Raw genomic sequence first — 15,933 nt, forward strand, 5'->3', positions numbered from 1 at the left:
CGATTCGAGGCGCGCAGAATGCGTCGCCTGAATCGTTTCACTTCCCATGAGGTACCGTATGTACACCGCTATCGGTTACGCCGCCCAGACGTCCACCAGCCCCCTCGCGCCGATGACCTTCCAACGTCGCAGCCCACGCCCGGACGATGTCGCTATCGAGATTCTCTACTGTGGCGTGTGCCACTCGGACATCCACCAGGCCCGCAACGAATGGGGCATCGCAGTCTATCCACTGATGCCGGGCCACGAAATCATCGGCCGGGTGACCGCCGTGGGGGCGAATGTTACCCGGTACAAGGCGGGCGATCTGGTCGGCGTCGGCTGTATGGTCGATTCCTGCCGTCACTGCGAAGCCTGTGCCAAGGACCTGGAGCAGTACTGCCTGGAAGGCCCGACCATGACCTACGCCACCCCCGACCGGGTGGACGGCAGCAATACCATGGGCGGCTACTCCAACAGCATCGTGGTCGACGAGCATTTCGTCGTGCGTATTCCCGAGGGCATGGACCTGGCCAGTGCCGCGCCGATTCTGTGCGCGGGTATCACCACTTACTCGCCACTCAAGCACCACGGCGTCGGCCCAGGCCACAAGATCGGCATTCTCGGCATGGGCGGCCTGGGCCACATGGGCATCAAGCTGGCCAAGGCGCTGGGTGCCGAAGTGACGCTGTTCACCCGCTCCCAGGCCAAGGCCGAGGAGGCGCGCCGCCAAGGCGCCGACCATGTGATCGTGTCCACCGATGCCGAGCAGATGCGTGCTGCCGCCGGGCGCTTCGATTTCCTGCTCGACACCATCCCGGTGCCGCACGACCTGAACCCGTACCTGGAAACCCTCAGGTTCGACGGCGTGCACATCCTGGTCGGTCTGATCGAACCGGTAGACCCGGCGCTGCATGCGGCCAACCTGGTATTGAAGCGTCGGGTGCTGGCTGGCTCGTTGATCGGCGGTATAGCCCAGACCCAGGAAGTGCTGGACTTCTGCGCCGAGCACGATATTCGCTGCGACATCGAGCTGCTGGATATTCGTCACATCAACCAGGCTTACGAGCGGATGATCGCCGGTGATGTGAAATACCGGTTCGTCATCGACATGGCGACGCTGCAGGGTTGATCGAACCCCAGGTCGGCGCGATGAATCTGGGACGCCTGTGGTTGTGAGGGGCTGGGCTGACGCGTACCATGCCCGGCATTCCTTCCAATAACAGACCGTACGTCAGCACCGGGCCCGCGTGTGCCAGGCGCGCCGACTGTTGCCTCGTTTCCGGAGTAACGATATCCACCCATGAACGGACCCATTCCTACCCACCTACCCACCACTACGGGTAATGGCAGCTGGTTGAGCGTCATTGCCCTGGCATTGGCGGCCTTCATCTTCAACACCACCGAATTCGTCCCGGTGGCATTGCTCAGCGACATCGGTCGCAGCTTCGAGATGACCACCGCGCAAGTCGGGCTGATGTTGACCATCTACGCCTGGGTGGTGGCGCTGGCGTCGTTGCCGATGATGCTGATGACCCGCAACATCGAGCGCAGGCGTCTGCTGCTGATGGTGTTCGCGGTGTTCATCGTCAGCCACCTGTTGTCGTGGCTGGCGCAGAGTTTCGCCATGTTGCTGGTCAGCCGGATCGGTATCGCCTTGGCCCATGCCGTGTTCTGGGCCATCACCGCATCGCTGGCGGTGCGTGTGGCGCCACCGGGGCAGCAGGCCAAGGCCTTGGGGCTTTTGGCCACCGGTACCACACTGGCGATGGTGCTGGGCATTCCGCTGGGCCGCGTGGTGGGTGAGGCGCTGGGCTGGCGCACCACTTTTCTCAGCATCGCCGGGGTGGCGCTGGCGACCATGCTATGCCTGATGAAGTCGTTGCCGCTGTTGCCCAGCCAGAACTCCGGCTCGCTGCGCAGCCTACCGATTCTGTTCAAGCGTCCAGCGCTGGTCATCACCTACCTGTTGGTGACCTTGGTGATTACCGCGCAGTTCACCGCCTACAGCTACATCGAGCCGTTCGCCCTGCATGTGGCGCAGATCGGCGGCGAACGTACCACCTTGGTACTGCTGCTGTTCGGTGGCGCTGGCGTGTTCGGTTCGCTGCTGTTCAGCCGTTACAGCGACCGCTTCCCCCATGGCTTCCTGATTGGCTCGATCAGCCTGCTGGCTGCTTGCCTGCTGTTGTTGCTGCCACTGTCGGGCAACTTCTATGGGTTCGCGGCGTTGAGCATGTTCTGGGGCGTGGCGATCCTGAGTTTCAGTCTGGCGCTGCAATCGAAGACCCTGAAGTTGGCCTCCGACGCCACCGACGTGGCCATGGCGTTGTTCTCTGGCATCTACAACATCGGCATTGGTGGTGGGGCGCTGCTGGGCAGCATCGTCAGCAGCCAGATGGGCGTGGCGGACATCGGCCTGGTGGGCGGTAGCATAGCCGTGGCGGGGTTGCTGCTGGCGCTGGCCAGCACCCGGCGCTTCCGGGAAGCGCTGGGGGCCTGAGCACTCCTGTAAAGGCATCACCGCATCGGTTGAAGCCGGCTTGCCGGCTATGAGGGCGTAAGTCTCAACCCAGGACAGCCAACCCTGCCGACACCAGCAACAACCCGGCAAGTCCCCGGTTGAACCCACGCAGCCGCTGCGGCGAATGCAACCAGCGGGCGCTCCCCACGCCCAGCATCGCCCAGACGGTCATGCACGGCAGGGCAACCAGCAGGAACACCAGCGCCAACTGCCACACTGGCAGTGACGGCGCGGCGAACACGCCGATCACCGCCACCGCCATCATCCACACCTTTGGGTTGACCAGTTGCAACGACGCAGCGCTGAAGGCGCTGAAGGGCTTGCCAGTGAGACTGTGCAGCGGTTCGTCAGCGCTGCGCAGCATCTGCCACGCCAGCCAGCTCAACCAGATCACTCCAGCCCAGCTCATCAACTGCTGGGCGAGGGGGTGGCGAGTCAGCCAATCACCCAAACCCAGGCCGACCATCAGCACCACCCCTGCGGCCGCGCCACACCCCGCTACGATCGGCGCCACGCTGGCTCGCAGGCCCAGGCGGGCACTGTGGGCAAGGATCAGCAGGTTGGTCGGTCCTGGGCTGATGCTGGCGACCAGGGCAAAGAGGATGAAAGGCAACAGGGACGACGACATGACGAGTACTCCAATGAATCGGAGCACCATCCTCGCTGTCAGCGGTGCTTCAGTCTGGAAGCTTTGAGCAACGTCGACGGTAGTCGGCCGGGGTCAGTCGATATGCGCGGCGGAACCAGCGGCCGAGATGGCTCTGGTCGGCGAAACCCAAGGTCGAGGCCACTTCGGCTGGCGTCTGGCCTTTGGCAAGCAGGCGCCGGGCACGGGCCACCCTCAGCTGGATCAGGTAGGCGTGCGGCGCCAGGCCGAATGCAGCCTTGAAGGCGCGGGTCAGGCGGAAGCGGTCGACAGCACAGACATGGGCCAGGTCGTCCAGGCCGATGTCCTGGTCAAGATGGGCATGCAGATAGTCGCGGGCCACCTGGGCGACCAGGGGCAGGCGCGGGTCGGGGTTGATCCGTTTGCGCCAGTGCAGGTGCCGGGTAAGGCAACTGAGCAGGTCATCCGTAGCGGTCTGGCGGACCATGCGCAATTCTTCGCCGTGCAATGCCTGGAAGGCGCGGAACGTGGCTAGGGACAGGTGCTCGTCGCGCCAAAGCGTGCCTTTGAAGCTGGGCAGGCAGCCGGCCGGGGCCTGTCCGAACAGCGCGCGCATTTCGGCTTCCAGCCAGTTCGGGTCCAGGTACAAGGTCGAGTAGGTAAAGCCGTCATCGGTGGGCGCGTGGCCGTCGTGCAATTCACCGGGTTCGAGCAAGAACACCTGCCCAGGCGTGCTGTTGTGTTGCTCGCGGCGGCAGTTGAACTGTTGCACACCCTGCTCGGTCACCCCGACCAGGTACGTGTCGTGCCAGTGTGGGTCGTAGGCGTGACCGGTGAAGTGCGCACGCACCGACTCGATGCCGGTGTCGGCGTCCTGCTTGAGGTCGATCCAATTGCTCATGGCCGGGTGCTGCTGTGGAAATAGGCTTGCCACTGTAACTCGCAGGTCCTGCCCCGGCTTAGAACATTTGTGCAGAAAGTCAGGTCATCGCGGGTCCAGCGCCGCGAACCGGTCACGCAACCACACATGCAGGCGAGAAACCGCAGGCGACAGCTGTTTGCGGTGCGGGCATACCAGGGTCACCGGCGTCGGTTCACCAGGGTGGTCGGGCAACAGGACCTCCAGCTCGCCGGCGGCCACATTGGCACGCACATCCAGCCACGATTTATAGGCAATGCCTTCGCCCATCAGCGCCCAGCGCCTGACCAGGTCGGCGTCGTCGCTGAACAGCGAACCCTTGACCTGTACTGTGCGATCTCCCAGGCGCCACTTGTCATAGACCCGGCCTTGTTGTGGGTACAGGAGGCACGCATGGTGATGCAGCGCCTCGGGTGTGGTCGGCCGTCCATGGTGGGCCAGATAGGCCGGCGAGGCGACCACGACACGGCGATTGGCAGGCGCCAGAGGCAAGGCGATGTAGTTGGCATCGTCGTTGGTCCCATAGCGGATGGCCACGTCGACCGGGTCGCGGTAGAAGTCGGCGAGCTGATCGGAAAGGAGGATGCGCAAGTTAAGGTCGGGGTGTTCGCGGCGAAACTCCGTGAGCCATGGCAACAACATGTTGCGGCCCAGGTCCGACGGCGCCGATACCTGTAGCACACCGCGCAGGCTACTGTGGGCGCCGTGCAGGTTGTCCCGCCCTTGGCGCAGGCTTTCCAGGACGGTATGCGCGGTGGGCAGGTACAGCTCACCCTCGGCGGTCAGCCGCAGGCTGCGGGTGGTGCGGGCGAACAGACGTACGTCCAGTTCGCGCTCCAGGCGCTTGATGGCGGCGGCCACCTGCCCGGGCAGCACTTCGGCCTCCTGGGCGGCAGCGGTGAAGCTGCCCAAGGCGCTACTGCGAACGAACAATTCCAGATCAGCGATACGCAGCATTTTCACTCCAAAGATGAAAGTGTTGCTGCATTGTGCCTGTTTTTCTTTTTCTACGGACAGATAAGATGCGTGGCAAACCCGTGCCACCACCAGGAGTCGATTCATGGATACCGTTGCGCTCGCCAAACGCCGTTACACCACCAAAGCCTACGATGCCTCGCGCAAGATCCCACAGGCCACCATCGACGCGCTGCTTGAGCAATTGCGTCACAGCCCGTCGTCGGTGAACTCGCAACCCTGGCATTTCATCGTTGCCGACAGCGCCGAAGGCAAGGCGCGTTTGGCCAAGAGCACGGTGGGAGGGTTTGCGTACAACACACCAAAGATCCTCGATGCGTCCCATGTCATCGTTTTCTGCACCCGCACCGAGATGACCGAAGCGCACCTCGATGCCGTGCTCGATCAGGAAGCGGCCAATGGTCGATTCCGTGACGAGCAGGCCCGCGCCGCGCAGAACCAGAGCCGCCGCCACTATGTGAATCTGCACCGATACGATCAGAAAGACCTGCAGCACTGGATGGAAAAGCAGACCTACCTGGCCCTGGGTACCGCGCTGCTCGGTGCCGCCGCACATGGCCTGGACGCCACGCCGATCGAGGGTTTCGACAGCAAGGTCATGGACGCCGAGCTGGGCCTGCGTGAGCGCGGTTTCACCAGCGTGGTGGTGCTGAGCCTGGGCTATCGCAGCGACGCAGACTTCAATGCGGGGTTGAACAAGTCGCGTCTGCCAGCCTCGACCGTCTTTACCTTCCTCTGAGCGGCAGCCTGAGCGCTGAAAGCCGGCCCCATCAGAGGTGCCGGCGTTCAGGTGCCAGGGCCTAGCCCGACCCCGTGCAGGGCCGCCACGTCAGCTTTGGATGAACGCCAGCAAGTCGGCATTGATCACGTCGGCATGGGTGGTAGGCATGCCATGGGGGAAGCCTTTGTAGGTTTTCAGCGTGCCGTTGGGCAGCAGCTCTGCCGACTTCGGCCCTGAGTTTTCATAGGGTACGATCTGATCATCATCGCCATGCATGACCAGTACCGGTTGCTTGATGCCTTTGAGGTCCTGCGTGAAGTCGGTTTGCGAGAAGGCGACGATGCCGTCGTAATGGGCCTTGGCGCTGCCGATCATGCCCTGGCGCCACCAATTGGCGATGACGCCCTCGCTGGCCTGTACGCCAGGCCGGTTGTAGCCATAGAACGGTCCGGCCGGGACATCGCGATAGAACTGTGCACGGTTGCTGGCCACCTGTTCCTGGAAACCGTCGAACACCGACTTGTCCAGGCCGCCCGGGTTAGCCGGCGTCTTCACCATCAGCGGGGGTACCGCGGCAATCAGGACGGCCTTGGCCACCGGGTCCTGGGGGTACTTGGCCATGTAGTGCACCACTTCGCCGCCGCCTGTCGAGTGACCGACATGGACAGCCCCTTGGATACCCAGGTGCTGGACCACCGCAGCCACGTCAGCGGCGTAGTGATCCATGTCATGGCCCTCCCAAACCTGGCTGGAACGTCCGTGGCCACGGCGGTCATGGGCGACCACTCGGAAGCCTTTGGCGAGGAAGAACAGCATTTGCGCGTCCCAGTCGTCGGCACTCAGTGGCCAGCCGTGGTGGAAGTGGATGACGGGTGCATCGCGCGGCCCCCAGTCCTTATAGAAGATATGAACGCCGTCTTTGGTTGTTACGTAGCTCATGGTTGTTTCTCCTCCGTAGGGGTGTATCAGGCAGAGTCGAATGAACCATTGAGAATAGGAGAGATTTCGCCAGGCATAGAAGATTTTGGGGCGGTGACTTATCGGAATACCCAGAGCACGCGGGTCGCCCGGTCGGACAGGTTGGCGTAGCGGAACTGGCTGTGCGGGGGGAGCTGGAAGCTGTCGTTGGGGCGCAGGGTGACGGCTTGGTCGTGGCCATCGAGCCACAAGGTGAGCTCCCCTTCGAGCACGAAGCCGCCTTGTTCGGCGCTGTCGTTCAAATGCCCATCGCCGCTGCTGGCGCCTGGCGCCAGGTGGCTGTCCAGCATCGAGAACCCACCGTTGAGCTTGGGTGATACCAGTACGTCGGTGATGCCGGCGGCGTAATACAGCGTACGTCTCTCGTCCGGGCGGGTGACCCAGTCCAGCGCCCTGGGCTTGCTGACGTGGTAGAAGTAGGTGGTAGGTACCTTCAGTGCTTCACTGATTGCGGTCAGGTCGGCGACGGTGGGGCGCGACAGCCCGCGCTCGACTTGGGAGAGGAAGCCCACCGAGCGGTTGATCCTCGCCGCCAGGTCGTCAAGGGTCAGGCCACGGTGCTTGCGCAGGTCACGTACCAGAATCGCAAGCCCCTCGATCTCATCCTGCATGTTCATGTGCCAGCCTCGCTTCAGAAATGGTCCCGCAGCCGGTACCACGCCTTGGCGGCTGCCTCCAGGGGCGCGGCCAGGGTGTCGCCGCCGGGAAAGCGGCCATTGTCGATGCCCTGGTAAAGTGCCAACAGGTCATCGTCACCCAGGATCGCATCGCTGACTGCTTTCGCCGCCGCCAGGGTCGGCAGCACACCATGGCCGGAAAAACCTTGCAGCCAGTAGCGCTGGCCGTCCCGGCCAACGTCCGGGGTGCGCCGCATGCTGCAGTCGATATGGCCACCCCAGGCGTAGTCGATGGTCACGCCCGTCAGTTGAGGAAAGACCCGTTCCAGGTAGGGGCGGGTGGCGCTGGCCACGTCCTTGGGTATGCCGCCCAGGTAGGTGCAGCCACCGCCGAACAGCAAGCGGTGGTCCGGGGTGAGGCGGAAATAGTCGGGGACGAACTGGTTGTCGATCACGCAACTGTTGCGCGGCAGCAGCGATGCGGCAAGTGCAGGGTCAAGCGGCGCGGTGGCGACCTGGTACGAGCCCACTGGCAACAGCCTGCGTGAGAGCGTGCGGTCGAGGCGGTCGATGTAGGCATTGCAGGCCAGCACCAGCACGTCACACCGCACTTCGCCGCGCTCGGTGCGGACGCGATAACCGTTGTTGGTCTGCTGGTAGTCGACCACTTGGCTTTGTTCGAAGATGCCCCCGCCCGCGGCTTCGAGGGCAATGGCCAGTCCCTGGGCGAGCTTGAGCGGGTTGAGGTGCGCGCCCTTGCCGTCGTACAGCGCAGCCTGGTAGCGCGGGCTGCCGATCCACTGCGCCAGCTCGTCGCGGCCAATCAGGCGCAAGCCGTCGTAGCCCCATTTGTCTTCGGCCTCGTGCAGGGCTTCTTCCAGCATCTTCACACGGCGAGGCAGTACCGCCGCCCACAGGCTGCCGGGCCGGTAGTCGATGTCGAAACCGTGGCGCAGGGGCAGTTCACGCATCTCTTCTGCCGCCCAGCACATGCTGTCCCACAGCCGACGTGCGCGTTCTGTGCCAAGGGATTTTTCCAGCGGCGGCATGTCGCACGACCAACCCAGCAATGCCTGGCCACCGTTGCGCCCGGAGGCAGCCCATGCCACACGACTGGATTCGAGCAAGGTCACGCGCTTACCGGCCAAGGCCAGGCGCAGGGCAGTGTGCAGGCCGCTGAAGCCAGCACCAACGATCACTACATCGGTGTCATGCTGGCCTTGCAGGGTAGGGCGCAAGGGGATGGGGGTGGGGAAGGTCTGGGCGTAGTAGCTGGCAATATGCTGGGCGGATTGCTTGAACATGCAGATGCCTCGTGAAATTTATAGTGCTTATTTTCATGAAAATGTAGCATTATTTTTTCACGGCGCCAGCTTTCTTTTATGGGAGATTCGCGGCTACCGCTCTTACGCAGGGTGGCGATGAGGAGGAGGCAACGATCAATCCTCCGGCTATGTCGATGCCATGCGCCGAGGCTGCTTCGGTTTGCCAGCGCTCGCTTTGCCTTTCCCGCTGGTCCGGCGCTTCTTCTTCCACGGTGTTGCTGCCTTGCCTGCCGCCGGTCCGCTGATGGTCAGTTGCATGCCGCTGCAGCGCTGCACCAGCTTGCCCATCCAGGCCGATTGCCGCGCGACGAATTCCTCCAGGCTCATTTCGCCGCTTTGCACCATGTCCAGGGCCTGCTCCCAGATCGCCGTGGTACCGGGGTCGGCAATGGCGCGGGGGACGGCGTCGATCAGGCTGAAGGCTGCCGGGGTGGCGCTCAGCGCCTTGCCGTTCTTCACCAGGTACCCGCGGTCGAGCAGGCCTTGGATGATGCTGGCACGGGTCGCCTCGGTGCCGATGCCGGTGGTTTCCTTGAGCTTTTGTTTCAGGCGAGGGTCGTCGACCAGTTTGGCGACGTTCTTCATGGCCTTGATCAGGTCGCCTTCGGTGAAGGGTTTGGGGGGCTGGGTCCATTGATCCTTCAGTTGCACATCGTGCACGTTGCACACCTGGCCTTCAGACAGGACTGGCAGCACCTGGGCCGGTGGCGCCTCGCGGCCTTTGTTCGGGGTCAGTGCCTCGGGGAGGGCGCGGCGCCAACCTGGCTCGACGATCTGCTTGCCCACGGCACGCAGCGCGTGGCCGGCGCAATCGAATTCGGCTTGGGTGCGGTCGAATTCATGATTGGGCAGGAACTGCGCCAGATAGCGGGCACGAATGAGCGTGTAGACCGCCTTGTACTTGGCCGGCAGGCGGGACGGGTCGCTGGCGGCCGCGGTGGGGATGATGCCGTGGTGAGCGCTGACCTTGGCATCGTTCCAGGCCCGTGAACGGCGCTGGGGCGTCAGGTATGGCTGCAAGGGGGCCAAACTGGCGTCGGCGCGTTGTAGCGCGGCGAGGATTGCCGGAGCCTCGCTGTGCTGGCTCATGGGCAGGTAGCCGCAGTCGCTGCGCGGGTAAGTGATCAGCTTGTGGGTTTCATACAGCGCCTGGGCGATGTCGAGGGTTTCCTGGGCGCCGAGTCCGAACTTCTTCGAGCACAGCTCCTGCAGAGTGCCAAGGTCGAAGGGCAGGGGCGCTGCTTCTCGCACGCGCTCAGTGGCTACCTTCAGCACCTGCGCGGTGCCTGAGTTGCCCATATCGGCGGCGGCTTGTTGTGCCAATGCCGGGTTCAGGCAGCGGCCCTGATCGTCGCAGGCATCCTCTGGAGCGCGCCACTGGGCGTTGAAGTGCTGGCCGGCGTGTTCCAGCTGCACGTCGATGGACCAGAACGGCACGGGTACGAAGTTGGCGATGCTGCGGTCGCGGTCGACCACCAGACGCAAAGTCGGCGTCTGTACACGGCCTACCGGCAGTACGCCCTGGTAGCCGGACTGGCGACCGAGCAGGGTGAACAGCCGGCTCATGTTCATGCCGATCAGCCAGTCGGCCCGCGAGCGGCCCAGTGCCGAGTGATAAAGGCTGAACGTGTCCTGGCCCGGCAGCAGCCGGGCCAGGGCCTTGCGAATCGACGCATCGTCCAGGGCCGACAGCCATAGGCGTTGAATCGGACCCCGATAACGACAGTGCTCGACCAGCTCGCGGGCGATCATCTCGCCTTCACGGTCGGCGTCAGTGGCGATCACCAGCTCCCGGGCTTCTCCCAGCAGGCGCTTGACCGCCTTGAACTGGCTGGCGGTCTTGGGCTTGACCAGCATTTTCCATTTTTCCGGAATGATCGGCAGGTCGGCCAGGTTCCAACGTTTGTAGCGAGCGTCGTAGCTGTCGGGCGGTGCGGTTTCAAGCAGGTGGCCGATGCACCAGGTCACGCAGACATCGGTGCCTTGCCAGCAGCCGTCGCCCTTGCGATTGGCACCTAGCACCTTGGCGATGTCTTTTGCCTGAGAGGGTTTTTCACAGAGGAACAGGCGCATGGCCGGGAACGCTTCATCGGGAAAGATGGGCACTAGGATGCGCAAGCGAGGGCGCGCAGGCAAGCTTTATCTGGATGGATGTACAGGTTTTTGTGTCGGGCAGGCATGTCTTTGGCCGGCAGCGGCCCTTTCGCGGGTAAACCCGTGATAGGGCCGCTGCCGGTTGTGCATCAGGCGCGCGAATCGCGGACCATGTCCACGTGCGGGATACCCGCTTCGAGGAACTCTTCGCTGACCACGCGGAAACCCAGCCGCTCATAGAAGGGGGTGGCATGGACCTGGGCGCTGAGCATTTGTTGCTTGAGGTCGCGGTTCTGCGCTTCGGCGATCACGGCCTTCATCAGCGCATCGCCAACCTTCAGTCCGCGCCAGTCCTTGAGCACTGAAATGCGTCCGATGGTGCCGTCGGGCAGCAGGCGGGCGGTACCGATCGGGTAGTCGCCTTCCAGGGCGAGAAAGTGCAGGGCGTCCTGGTCTTCGGAGTCGAACTCCAGCTCCGGCGGGATGTGCTGTTCGGCGACGAATACCGCCTCACGAATGCGGCGGATATCGGCGTTGTCTTTGTGCCAGTCGGCCAGGCGAACGCTGATCTTATTCATTGGCAAACCCCAGGCTTCCTTGTTTGACCAACTGCTGTACCAGCATAAGGCCATCTTCGTCCTGCAGCCACTGGTCAAGGTTGTCGATATGCAACGCGTCGGCGGAACACACCAGTTTCAGCAGTTCGCGCAGTTTGTCCGGCAGCGGGCAGCTGCGGCCGCTGGCGAACAGCATCAGGTCGTCGTTGAGCTCGGACCAGGCCATGCGTGCACTCGGGTTGCGGATCAGGATCGCGCCGTCTTCAAGGGCCTCGATCAGCTCGTCTTCGGACAACTCTTCGCCGACGACCTGTTCCGGATAGCGTGGCTCGGTCATGAACTGGCCGAACCAGGTCAGCAGCAGGTCTTTGTCGCCCATGTGCTTGTCGAGCAGCGCCTTGAGGCGGTCGAGGGCATCGTGCTGAATCTGGTGTGGGTCGCTGGCAGGCTCCGCGTCGGCGTCGCTGTAGCGCTCTTCGTCGGGCAGGAACTGGCCGAGGAAGTCGGTGAAGTGGGTCAGGACCTCAGCGGCGCTCGGGGCGCGGAAGCCTACCGAGTAGGTCAGGCAGTCGTCCACGGCCACGCCGTAGTGGGCCAGGCGCGGTGGCAGGTACAGCATGTCACCCGGTTCCAGGGTCCACTCGCCGCTTTGCTCGAACTCGGCGAGGATGCGCAGGTCGGCATGCGGCAGCAGCGGGCTGTCGCTGTTGCACATCTGGCCGATCTTCCAGTTGCGCTGGCCGTGGCCTTGCAGCAGGAACACGTCGTAGTTGTCGAAGTGTGGGCCGACACTGCCTCCGGGGGCGGCGAAGCTGATCATCACATCGTCGATACGCCAACTTGGCAGGAAGCGGAAGTGCTCCAGCAGCTCGGCGACTTCCGGAACGAACTGGTCGACGGCTTGCACCAGCAGGGTCCAATCCTTCTCCGGCAGCTCGGCGAAGGTTTCCTCCTCGAACGGGCCCCGGCGCAGCTCCCATGGGTGCGCGCCGTGCTCGAGGACGATGCGCGACTCGACTTCGTCTTCCAGGGCCAGGCCGGCCAGCTCATCGGGGTCGATAGGGCTTTCGAAGTCCGGGAACGCCTGGCGCACCAGCAGGGGCTTCTTCTGCCAGTAGTCGCGCATGAATTCGCGGGCCGTGAGGCCGCCGAGCAGCTGCAGTGGAGTATCAGGATTCATGTTCAACCTATTGAAAAAACGTAATTTTCGTGCGGGAATAAAAACGCCCGGCCAAGCCGGGCGTTGTACGCGACGCTCAGCTTAGATGCGTTTGGCCTGGGCTGCCGCGTTGCCGATGTAGGTCGCCGGGGTCAGCTGCTTGAGCTCGGCCTTGGCTTCGGCTGGCATGTCCAGACCATCGATGAAGGTCAGCAGCGCTTCAGGCGTGATGCCCTTGCCACGGGTCAGCTCCTTGAGCTTCTCGTAGGGGTTCTCGATGTTGAAACGACGCATGACGGTCTGGATCGGCTCGGCCAGGACTTCCCAGCAGGCGTCCAGGTCGGCGGCGATGCGCTGGGTGTTGATTTCCAGCTTGCCGATACCTTTGAGGCTGGCCTCGTAGGCGATGACGCTGTGGGCGAAGCCCACGCCCAGGTTGCGCAGCACGGTGGAGTCGGTCAGGTCGCGCTGCCAGCGGGAGATTGGCAGTTTGCTGGCCAGGTGCTGGAACAGTGCGTTGGCAATACCCAGGTTGCCTTCGGAGTTCTCGAAGTCGATTGGGTTGACCTTGTGCGGCATGGTCGAGGAGCCGATTTCGCCAGCGACGGTCTTCTGCTTGAAGTAGCCCAGGGATATGTAGCCCCAGACGTCACGGTCGAAGTCGATGAGGATGGTGTTGAAGCGAGCGATGGCGTCGAACAGCTCGGCGATGTAGTCGTGCGGCTCGATCTGGGTGGTATAGGGGTTGAACACCAGGCCCAGCTCGTCTTCGATGAAGGCGCGGGCGTTGGCTTCCCAGTCGATCTGCGAGTAGGCCGACAGGTGGGCGTTGTAGTTGCCCACGGCACCGTTGATCTTGCCCAGTAGCGGTACGGCGGCAACCTGGGCGATCTGGCGCTCCAGACGGTACACGACGTTGGCCAGCTCTTTGCCCAGGGTGGTCGGCGATGCCGGTTGGCCGTGGGTACGCGACAGCATAGGCACGTCGGCGTACTGATGAGCCAGGGCGCGGATGGCGTCGGCGATCTGACGCATCAGCGGCAGCAGGACTTCGTCACGACCGGCGCGCAGCATCAGGGCGTGGGACAGGTTGTTGATGTCCTCGCTGGTGCAGGCGAAGTGGATGAACTCGCTGACCTTGGCCAGCTCAGGCAGCTTGGCGGCCTGCTCCTTGAGGAGGTATTCGATCGCCTTGACGTCGTGGTTGGTGGTGCGCTCGATTTCCTTGACGCGCTCGGCGTGCTCGAGCTTGAAGTCGGTGGCCAGGCTGTCCAGCAGGGCGTTGGCTTCGGCGGAGAACGCCGGCACTTCGCCGATCTGCGGGTGGGCGGCCAGACGCTGGAGCCAGCGGACTTCGACCAGGGCGCGGAAACGGATGAGACCGTATTCGCTGAAAATAGGGCGCAGGGCCTGGGTTTTGCCGGCGTAACGGCCGTCTACAGGGGAAACCGCAGTGAGCGAAGAGAGCTGCATGGGGTGTTCTCGGACAGTCAGGCTTTTGGAAGGGCGCATATCATACATGAAAAATGCGCTCAGGTCGGGTGGCTGACCAAAGGTCAGGCCATTTATCAGGTGCGGCATTGCGTATTGCCTGTTCCGGCCCTCTCGCTGGCAAGTCAGCTCCCACAGGACTTGCACCGCGCTCGAGGCGAGTGCGGTTCCTGTGGGAGCTGGCTTGCCGGGATGAGGGCCGGAACGGTCAACCCCCCCCCTCAGGAAGGGTTGCGCATCATGTCGTACAGTTCGTTCAGCAACTTGCGCCGGCTGAACACCAATTGCCAGCGGTGCCCGCCCAGCTGGCGCCACAGGCGCGCGGCGCGGATGCCAGCCAGCAGCAGGGCGCGGATTTTCGAGGCATTGCTGGCCTGCTGCAGGAAGCGCATGTCGCCATGCACCTGGATGCGCTGGCGCAGGGTGCTCAGAGTGTCCTGGTACAACGCGCCGCTGGAAGCGATGACGTTTTCGTGGACCAGGCCAAAATGCTCGGCCTGCGACTGGATCTGGGGCAAGCGGTTGCCGATGGTGTCGAGCAGGTCGCCGCGCTTGTTCAGCTGGCGCTCCAGGCCCAGCATCGACAGGGCATAGCGCAGGGGCTCGCGCTGCAGGCTGCTGGGGTCGCGCTCCAGGGCGCCGACCAGGGCGCGATAGCCATCGCGCAGGTTGAGGTCGTCGCCGCCGAACACTTCCAGGGTGTCCTTCGGGTCGCGGACCAGCAAGCTACCGATCATGCAGCCAATGTTGGCCTCGCTGGCCTGCCCGGTGCGGGCGATGCGGTCGACCAGCACCGCGGCCTGGAACACGCCGCCCAGGGCGACCAGTTGCTCCTGCAGGTTGCTCATGCGCGCGGGCTCCACGGCTCGGCGGTTTCGATCACACCGCCGCCGAGGCAGACCTCGCCGTCATAGAACACCACCGACTGGCCTGGAGTGACAGCCCGTTGCGGCTCGTCGAACACTGCGCGGTAGCCGGTCTCGGTGCGCTCCAGGGTGCATTGCTGGTCGCTCTGGCGGTAACGGACCTTGGCGGTGAGTTTACGCGGGCTGCTCAGGTCGATCGGGTTGACCCAGAAGATTTCCGAGGCGAGCAGGGCGCGGGAGAACAGCCACGGATGTTCGTTGCCCTGGCCCACCACCAGCACGTTGCGAGCCAGGTCCTTGTGCAGCACGTACCACGGCTCGTCGCCGGCATCTTTCAAGCCGCCGATTCCCAAGCCCTGGCGCTGGCCGATGGTGTGGTACATCAAGCCGTGATGGCGGCCGATCACCTCGCCTTCGGTGGTCTCGATATCGCCAGGCTGAGCGGGCAGGTACTGCTTGAGGAAGTCGCTGAAGCGGCGTTCGCCAATGAAGCAGATCCCGGTGGAGTCCTTTTTCTTGGCGGTGGCCAAGCCGTGTTTCTCGGCGATGGCACGGACTTCGGGCTTCTCCAGTTCGCCGACCGGGAACAGGGTGCGGGCAATTTCCTTGCCGCCGACCGCGTGCAGGAAGTAGCTCTGATCCTTGTTCGGGTCCAGGCCCTTGAGCAACTCGGTGAGGTCGCCGGTATCGCGGCGGCGCACGTAGTGGCCGGTGGCGATCAGGTCGGCCCCCAGGGAAAGGGCGTAGTCGAGGAACGCCTTGAACTTGATTTCGCGGTTGCAGAGGATGTCCGGGTTCGGCGTACGGCCGGCCTTGTACTCCTCGAGGAAATGCTCGAACACGTTGTCCCAGTATTCGGCGGCGAAGTTGGCGGTATGCAGCTTGATGCCGATACGGTCGCACACCGCCTGGGCGTCGGCCAGGTCTTCGCGGGCAGTGCAGTATTCGGTGCCGTCGTCTTCTTCCCAGTTCTTCATGAACAGACCTTCCACCTGGTACCCCTGCTCCATGAGCAGAAGGGCGGAGACGGAAGAGTCCACGCCGCCGGACATGCCGACGATGACGCGGGTCTTGGCGGGGTCTTTGAGTGCTGGGCTGGTCATGGCTACCGATGTGTTTCA

15 protein-coding genes are annotated in these 15,933 nt (G+C 63.6%); 3 read left to right on the forward strand and 12 right to left on the reverse strand.

Annotated elements, in window-relative coordinates; all coding sequences use genetic code 11:
• Positions 1-58: 58 nt before the first annotated feature.
• Entirely contained in the window at positions 59-1,111 is a 1,053-nt protein-coding gene (gene calA, locus C4Q26_RS22330; RefSeq protein ID WP_023381113.1) for a vanillin reductase, read from the forward strand.
• 171 nt (positions 1,112-1,282) lie between these two features.
• Entirely contained in the window at positions 1,283-2,482 is a 1,200-nt protein-coding gene (locus C4Q26_RS22335; protein ID WP_104883563.1) for a sugar transporter, read from the forward strand.
• A gap of 64 nt (positions 2,483-2,546) precedes the next feature.
• Here the strand turns inward: C4Q26_RS22335 and C4Q26_RS22340 are convergent, their stop codons facing one another.
• From C4Q26_RS22340 to C4Q26_RS22350, 3 genes are all read right to left on the reverse strand, one after another.
• Complete coding sequence (locus C4Q26_RS22340; RefSeq protein ID WP_027907082.1) at positions 2,547-3,131, reverse strand: LysE family translocator; 585 nt, start codon at positions 3,129-3,131, stop codon at positions 2,547-2,549.
• A gap of 49 nt (positions 3,132-3,180) precedes the next feature.
• Positions 3,181-4,011 (reverse strand): AraC family transcriptional regulator, encoded by an 831-nt coding sequence (locus C4Q26_RS22345; protein ID WP_104883564.1) that lies wholly within the window; start codon positions 4,009-4,011, stop codon positions 3,181-3,183.
• Positions 4,012-4,095: 84 nt separating this feature from the next.
• Positions 4,096-4,986: a LysR family transcriptional regulator gene (locus tag C4Q26_RS22350; protein WP_023381109.1), complete on the reverse strand. Its 891-nt coding sequence runs from the start codon at positions 4,984-4,986 to the stop codon at positions 4,096-4,098.
• 103 nt (positions 4,987-5,089) lie between these two features.
• Here C4Q26_RS22350 and C4Q26_RS22355 point away from each other — a divergent pair, with 103 nt between their 5' ends.
• Positions 5,090-5,743 (forward strand): oxygen-insensitive NAD(P)H-dependent nitroreductase NfsB, encoded by a 654-nt coding sequence (locus C4Q26_RS22355; protein WP_023381108.1) that lies wholly within the window; start codon positions 5,090-5,092, stop codon positions 5,741-5,743.
• A 90-nt stretch (positions 5,744-5,833) separates the two neighbouring features.
• On the opposite strand, the gene C4Q26_RS22360 is transcribed toward C4Q26_RS22355, so the two are convergent.
• From C4Q26_RS22360 to mnmA, 9 genes are all read right to left on the reverse strand, one after another.
• Positions 5,834-6,664 (reverse strand): alpha/beta fold hydrolase, encoded by an 831-nt coding sequence (locus tag C4Q26_RS22360; RefSeq protein WP_023381107.1) that lies wholly within the window; start codon positions 6,662-6,664, stop codon positions 5,834-5,836.
• Positions 6,665-6,762: 98 nt separating this feature from the next.
• Positions 6,763-7,320 (reverse strand): helix-turn-helix domain-containing protein, encoded by a 558-nt coding sequence (locus C4Q26_RS22365; protein WP_023381106.1) that lies wholly within the window; start codon positions 7,318-7,320, stop codon positions 6,763-6,765.
• Between the two features lie 14 nt (positions 7,321-7,334).
• Positions 7,335-8,624: an FAD-binding oxidoreductase gene (locus tag C4Q26_RS22370; protein WP_104883565.1), complete on the reverse strand. Its 1,290-nt coding sequence runs from the start codon at positions 8,622-8,624 to the stop codon at positions 7,335-7,337.
• Between the two features lie 147 nt (positions 8,625-8,771).
• A complete protein-coding gene (locus C4Q26_RS22375; protein ID WP_104883566.1) occupies positions 8,772-10,718 on the reverse strand; it encodes a DNA topoisomerase III in 1,947 nt (648 codons plus the stop codon).
• 170 nt (positions 10,719-10,888) lie between these two features.
• Positions 10,889-11,317 (reverse strand): GNAT family N-acetyltransferase, encoded by a 429-nt coding sequence (locus C4Q26_RS22380; protein WP_023381103.1) that lies wholly within the window; start codon positions 11,315-11,317, stop codon positions 10,889-10,891.
• Complete coding sequence (locus C4Q26_RS22385) at positions 11,310-12,476, reverse strand: cupin domain-containing protein (RefSeq protein ID WP_027907078.1); 1,167 nt, start codon at positions 12,474-12,476, stop codon at positions 11,310-11,312. The genes C4Q26_RS22380 and C4Q26_RS22385 overlap by 8 nt, the downstream gene beginning before the upstream one ends.
• Before the next feature lie 81 nt (positions 12,477-12,557).
• On the reverse strand, positions 12,558-13,928 hold the full coding sequence (purB, locus tag C4Q26_RS22390) for an adenylosuccinate lyase (protein ID WP_104882355.1): 1,371 nt from the start codon (positions 13,926-13,928) through the stop codon (positions 12,558-12,560).
• Positions 13,929-14,167: 239 nt separating this feature from the next.
• Positions 14,168-14,794, reverse strand: a complete 627-nt coding sequence (gene hflD / locus C4Q26_RS22395) for a high frequency lysogenization protein HflD (RefSeq protein WP_023381100.1) — start codon at positions 14,792-14,794, stop codon at positions 14,168-14,170.
• Entirely contained in the window at positions 14,791-15,915 is a 1,125-nt protein-coding gene (gene mnmA / locus C4Q26_RS22400; RefSeq protein ID WP_027907077.1) for a tRNA 2-thiouridine(34) synthase MnmA, read from the reverse strand. The genes hflD and mnmA overlap by 4 nt, the downstream gene beginning before the upstream one ends.
• Between the last annotated feature and the right edge of the window lie 18 nt (positions 15,916-15,933).

Origin of the sequence: Pseudomonas sp. SWI44 (genome assembly GCF_002947915.1) — a bacterium.
Classification (GTDB): domain Bacteria; phylum Pseudomonadota; class Gammaproteobacteria; order Pseudomonadales; family Pseudomonadaceae; genus Aquipseudomonas; species Aquipseudomonas taiwanensis.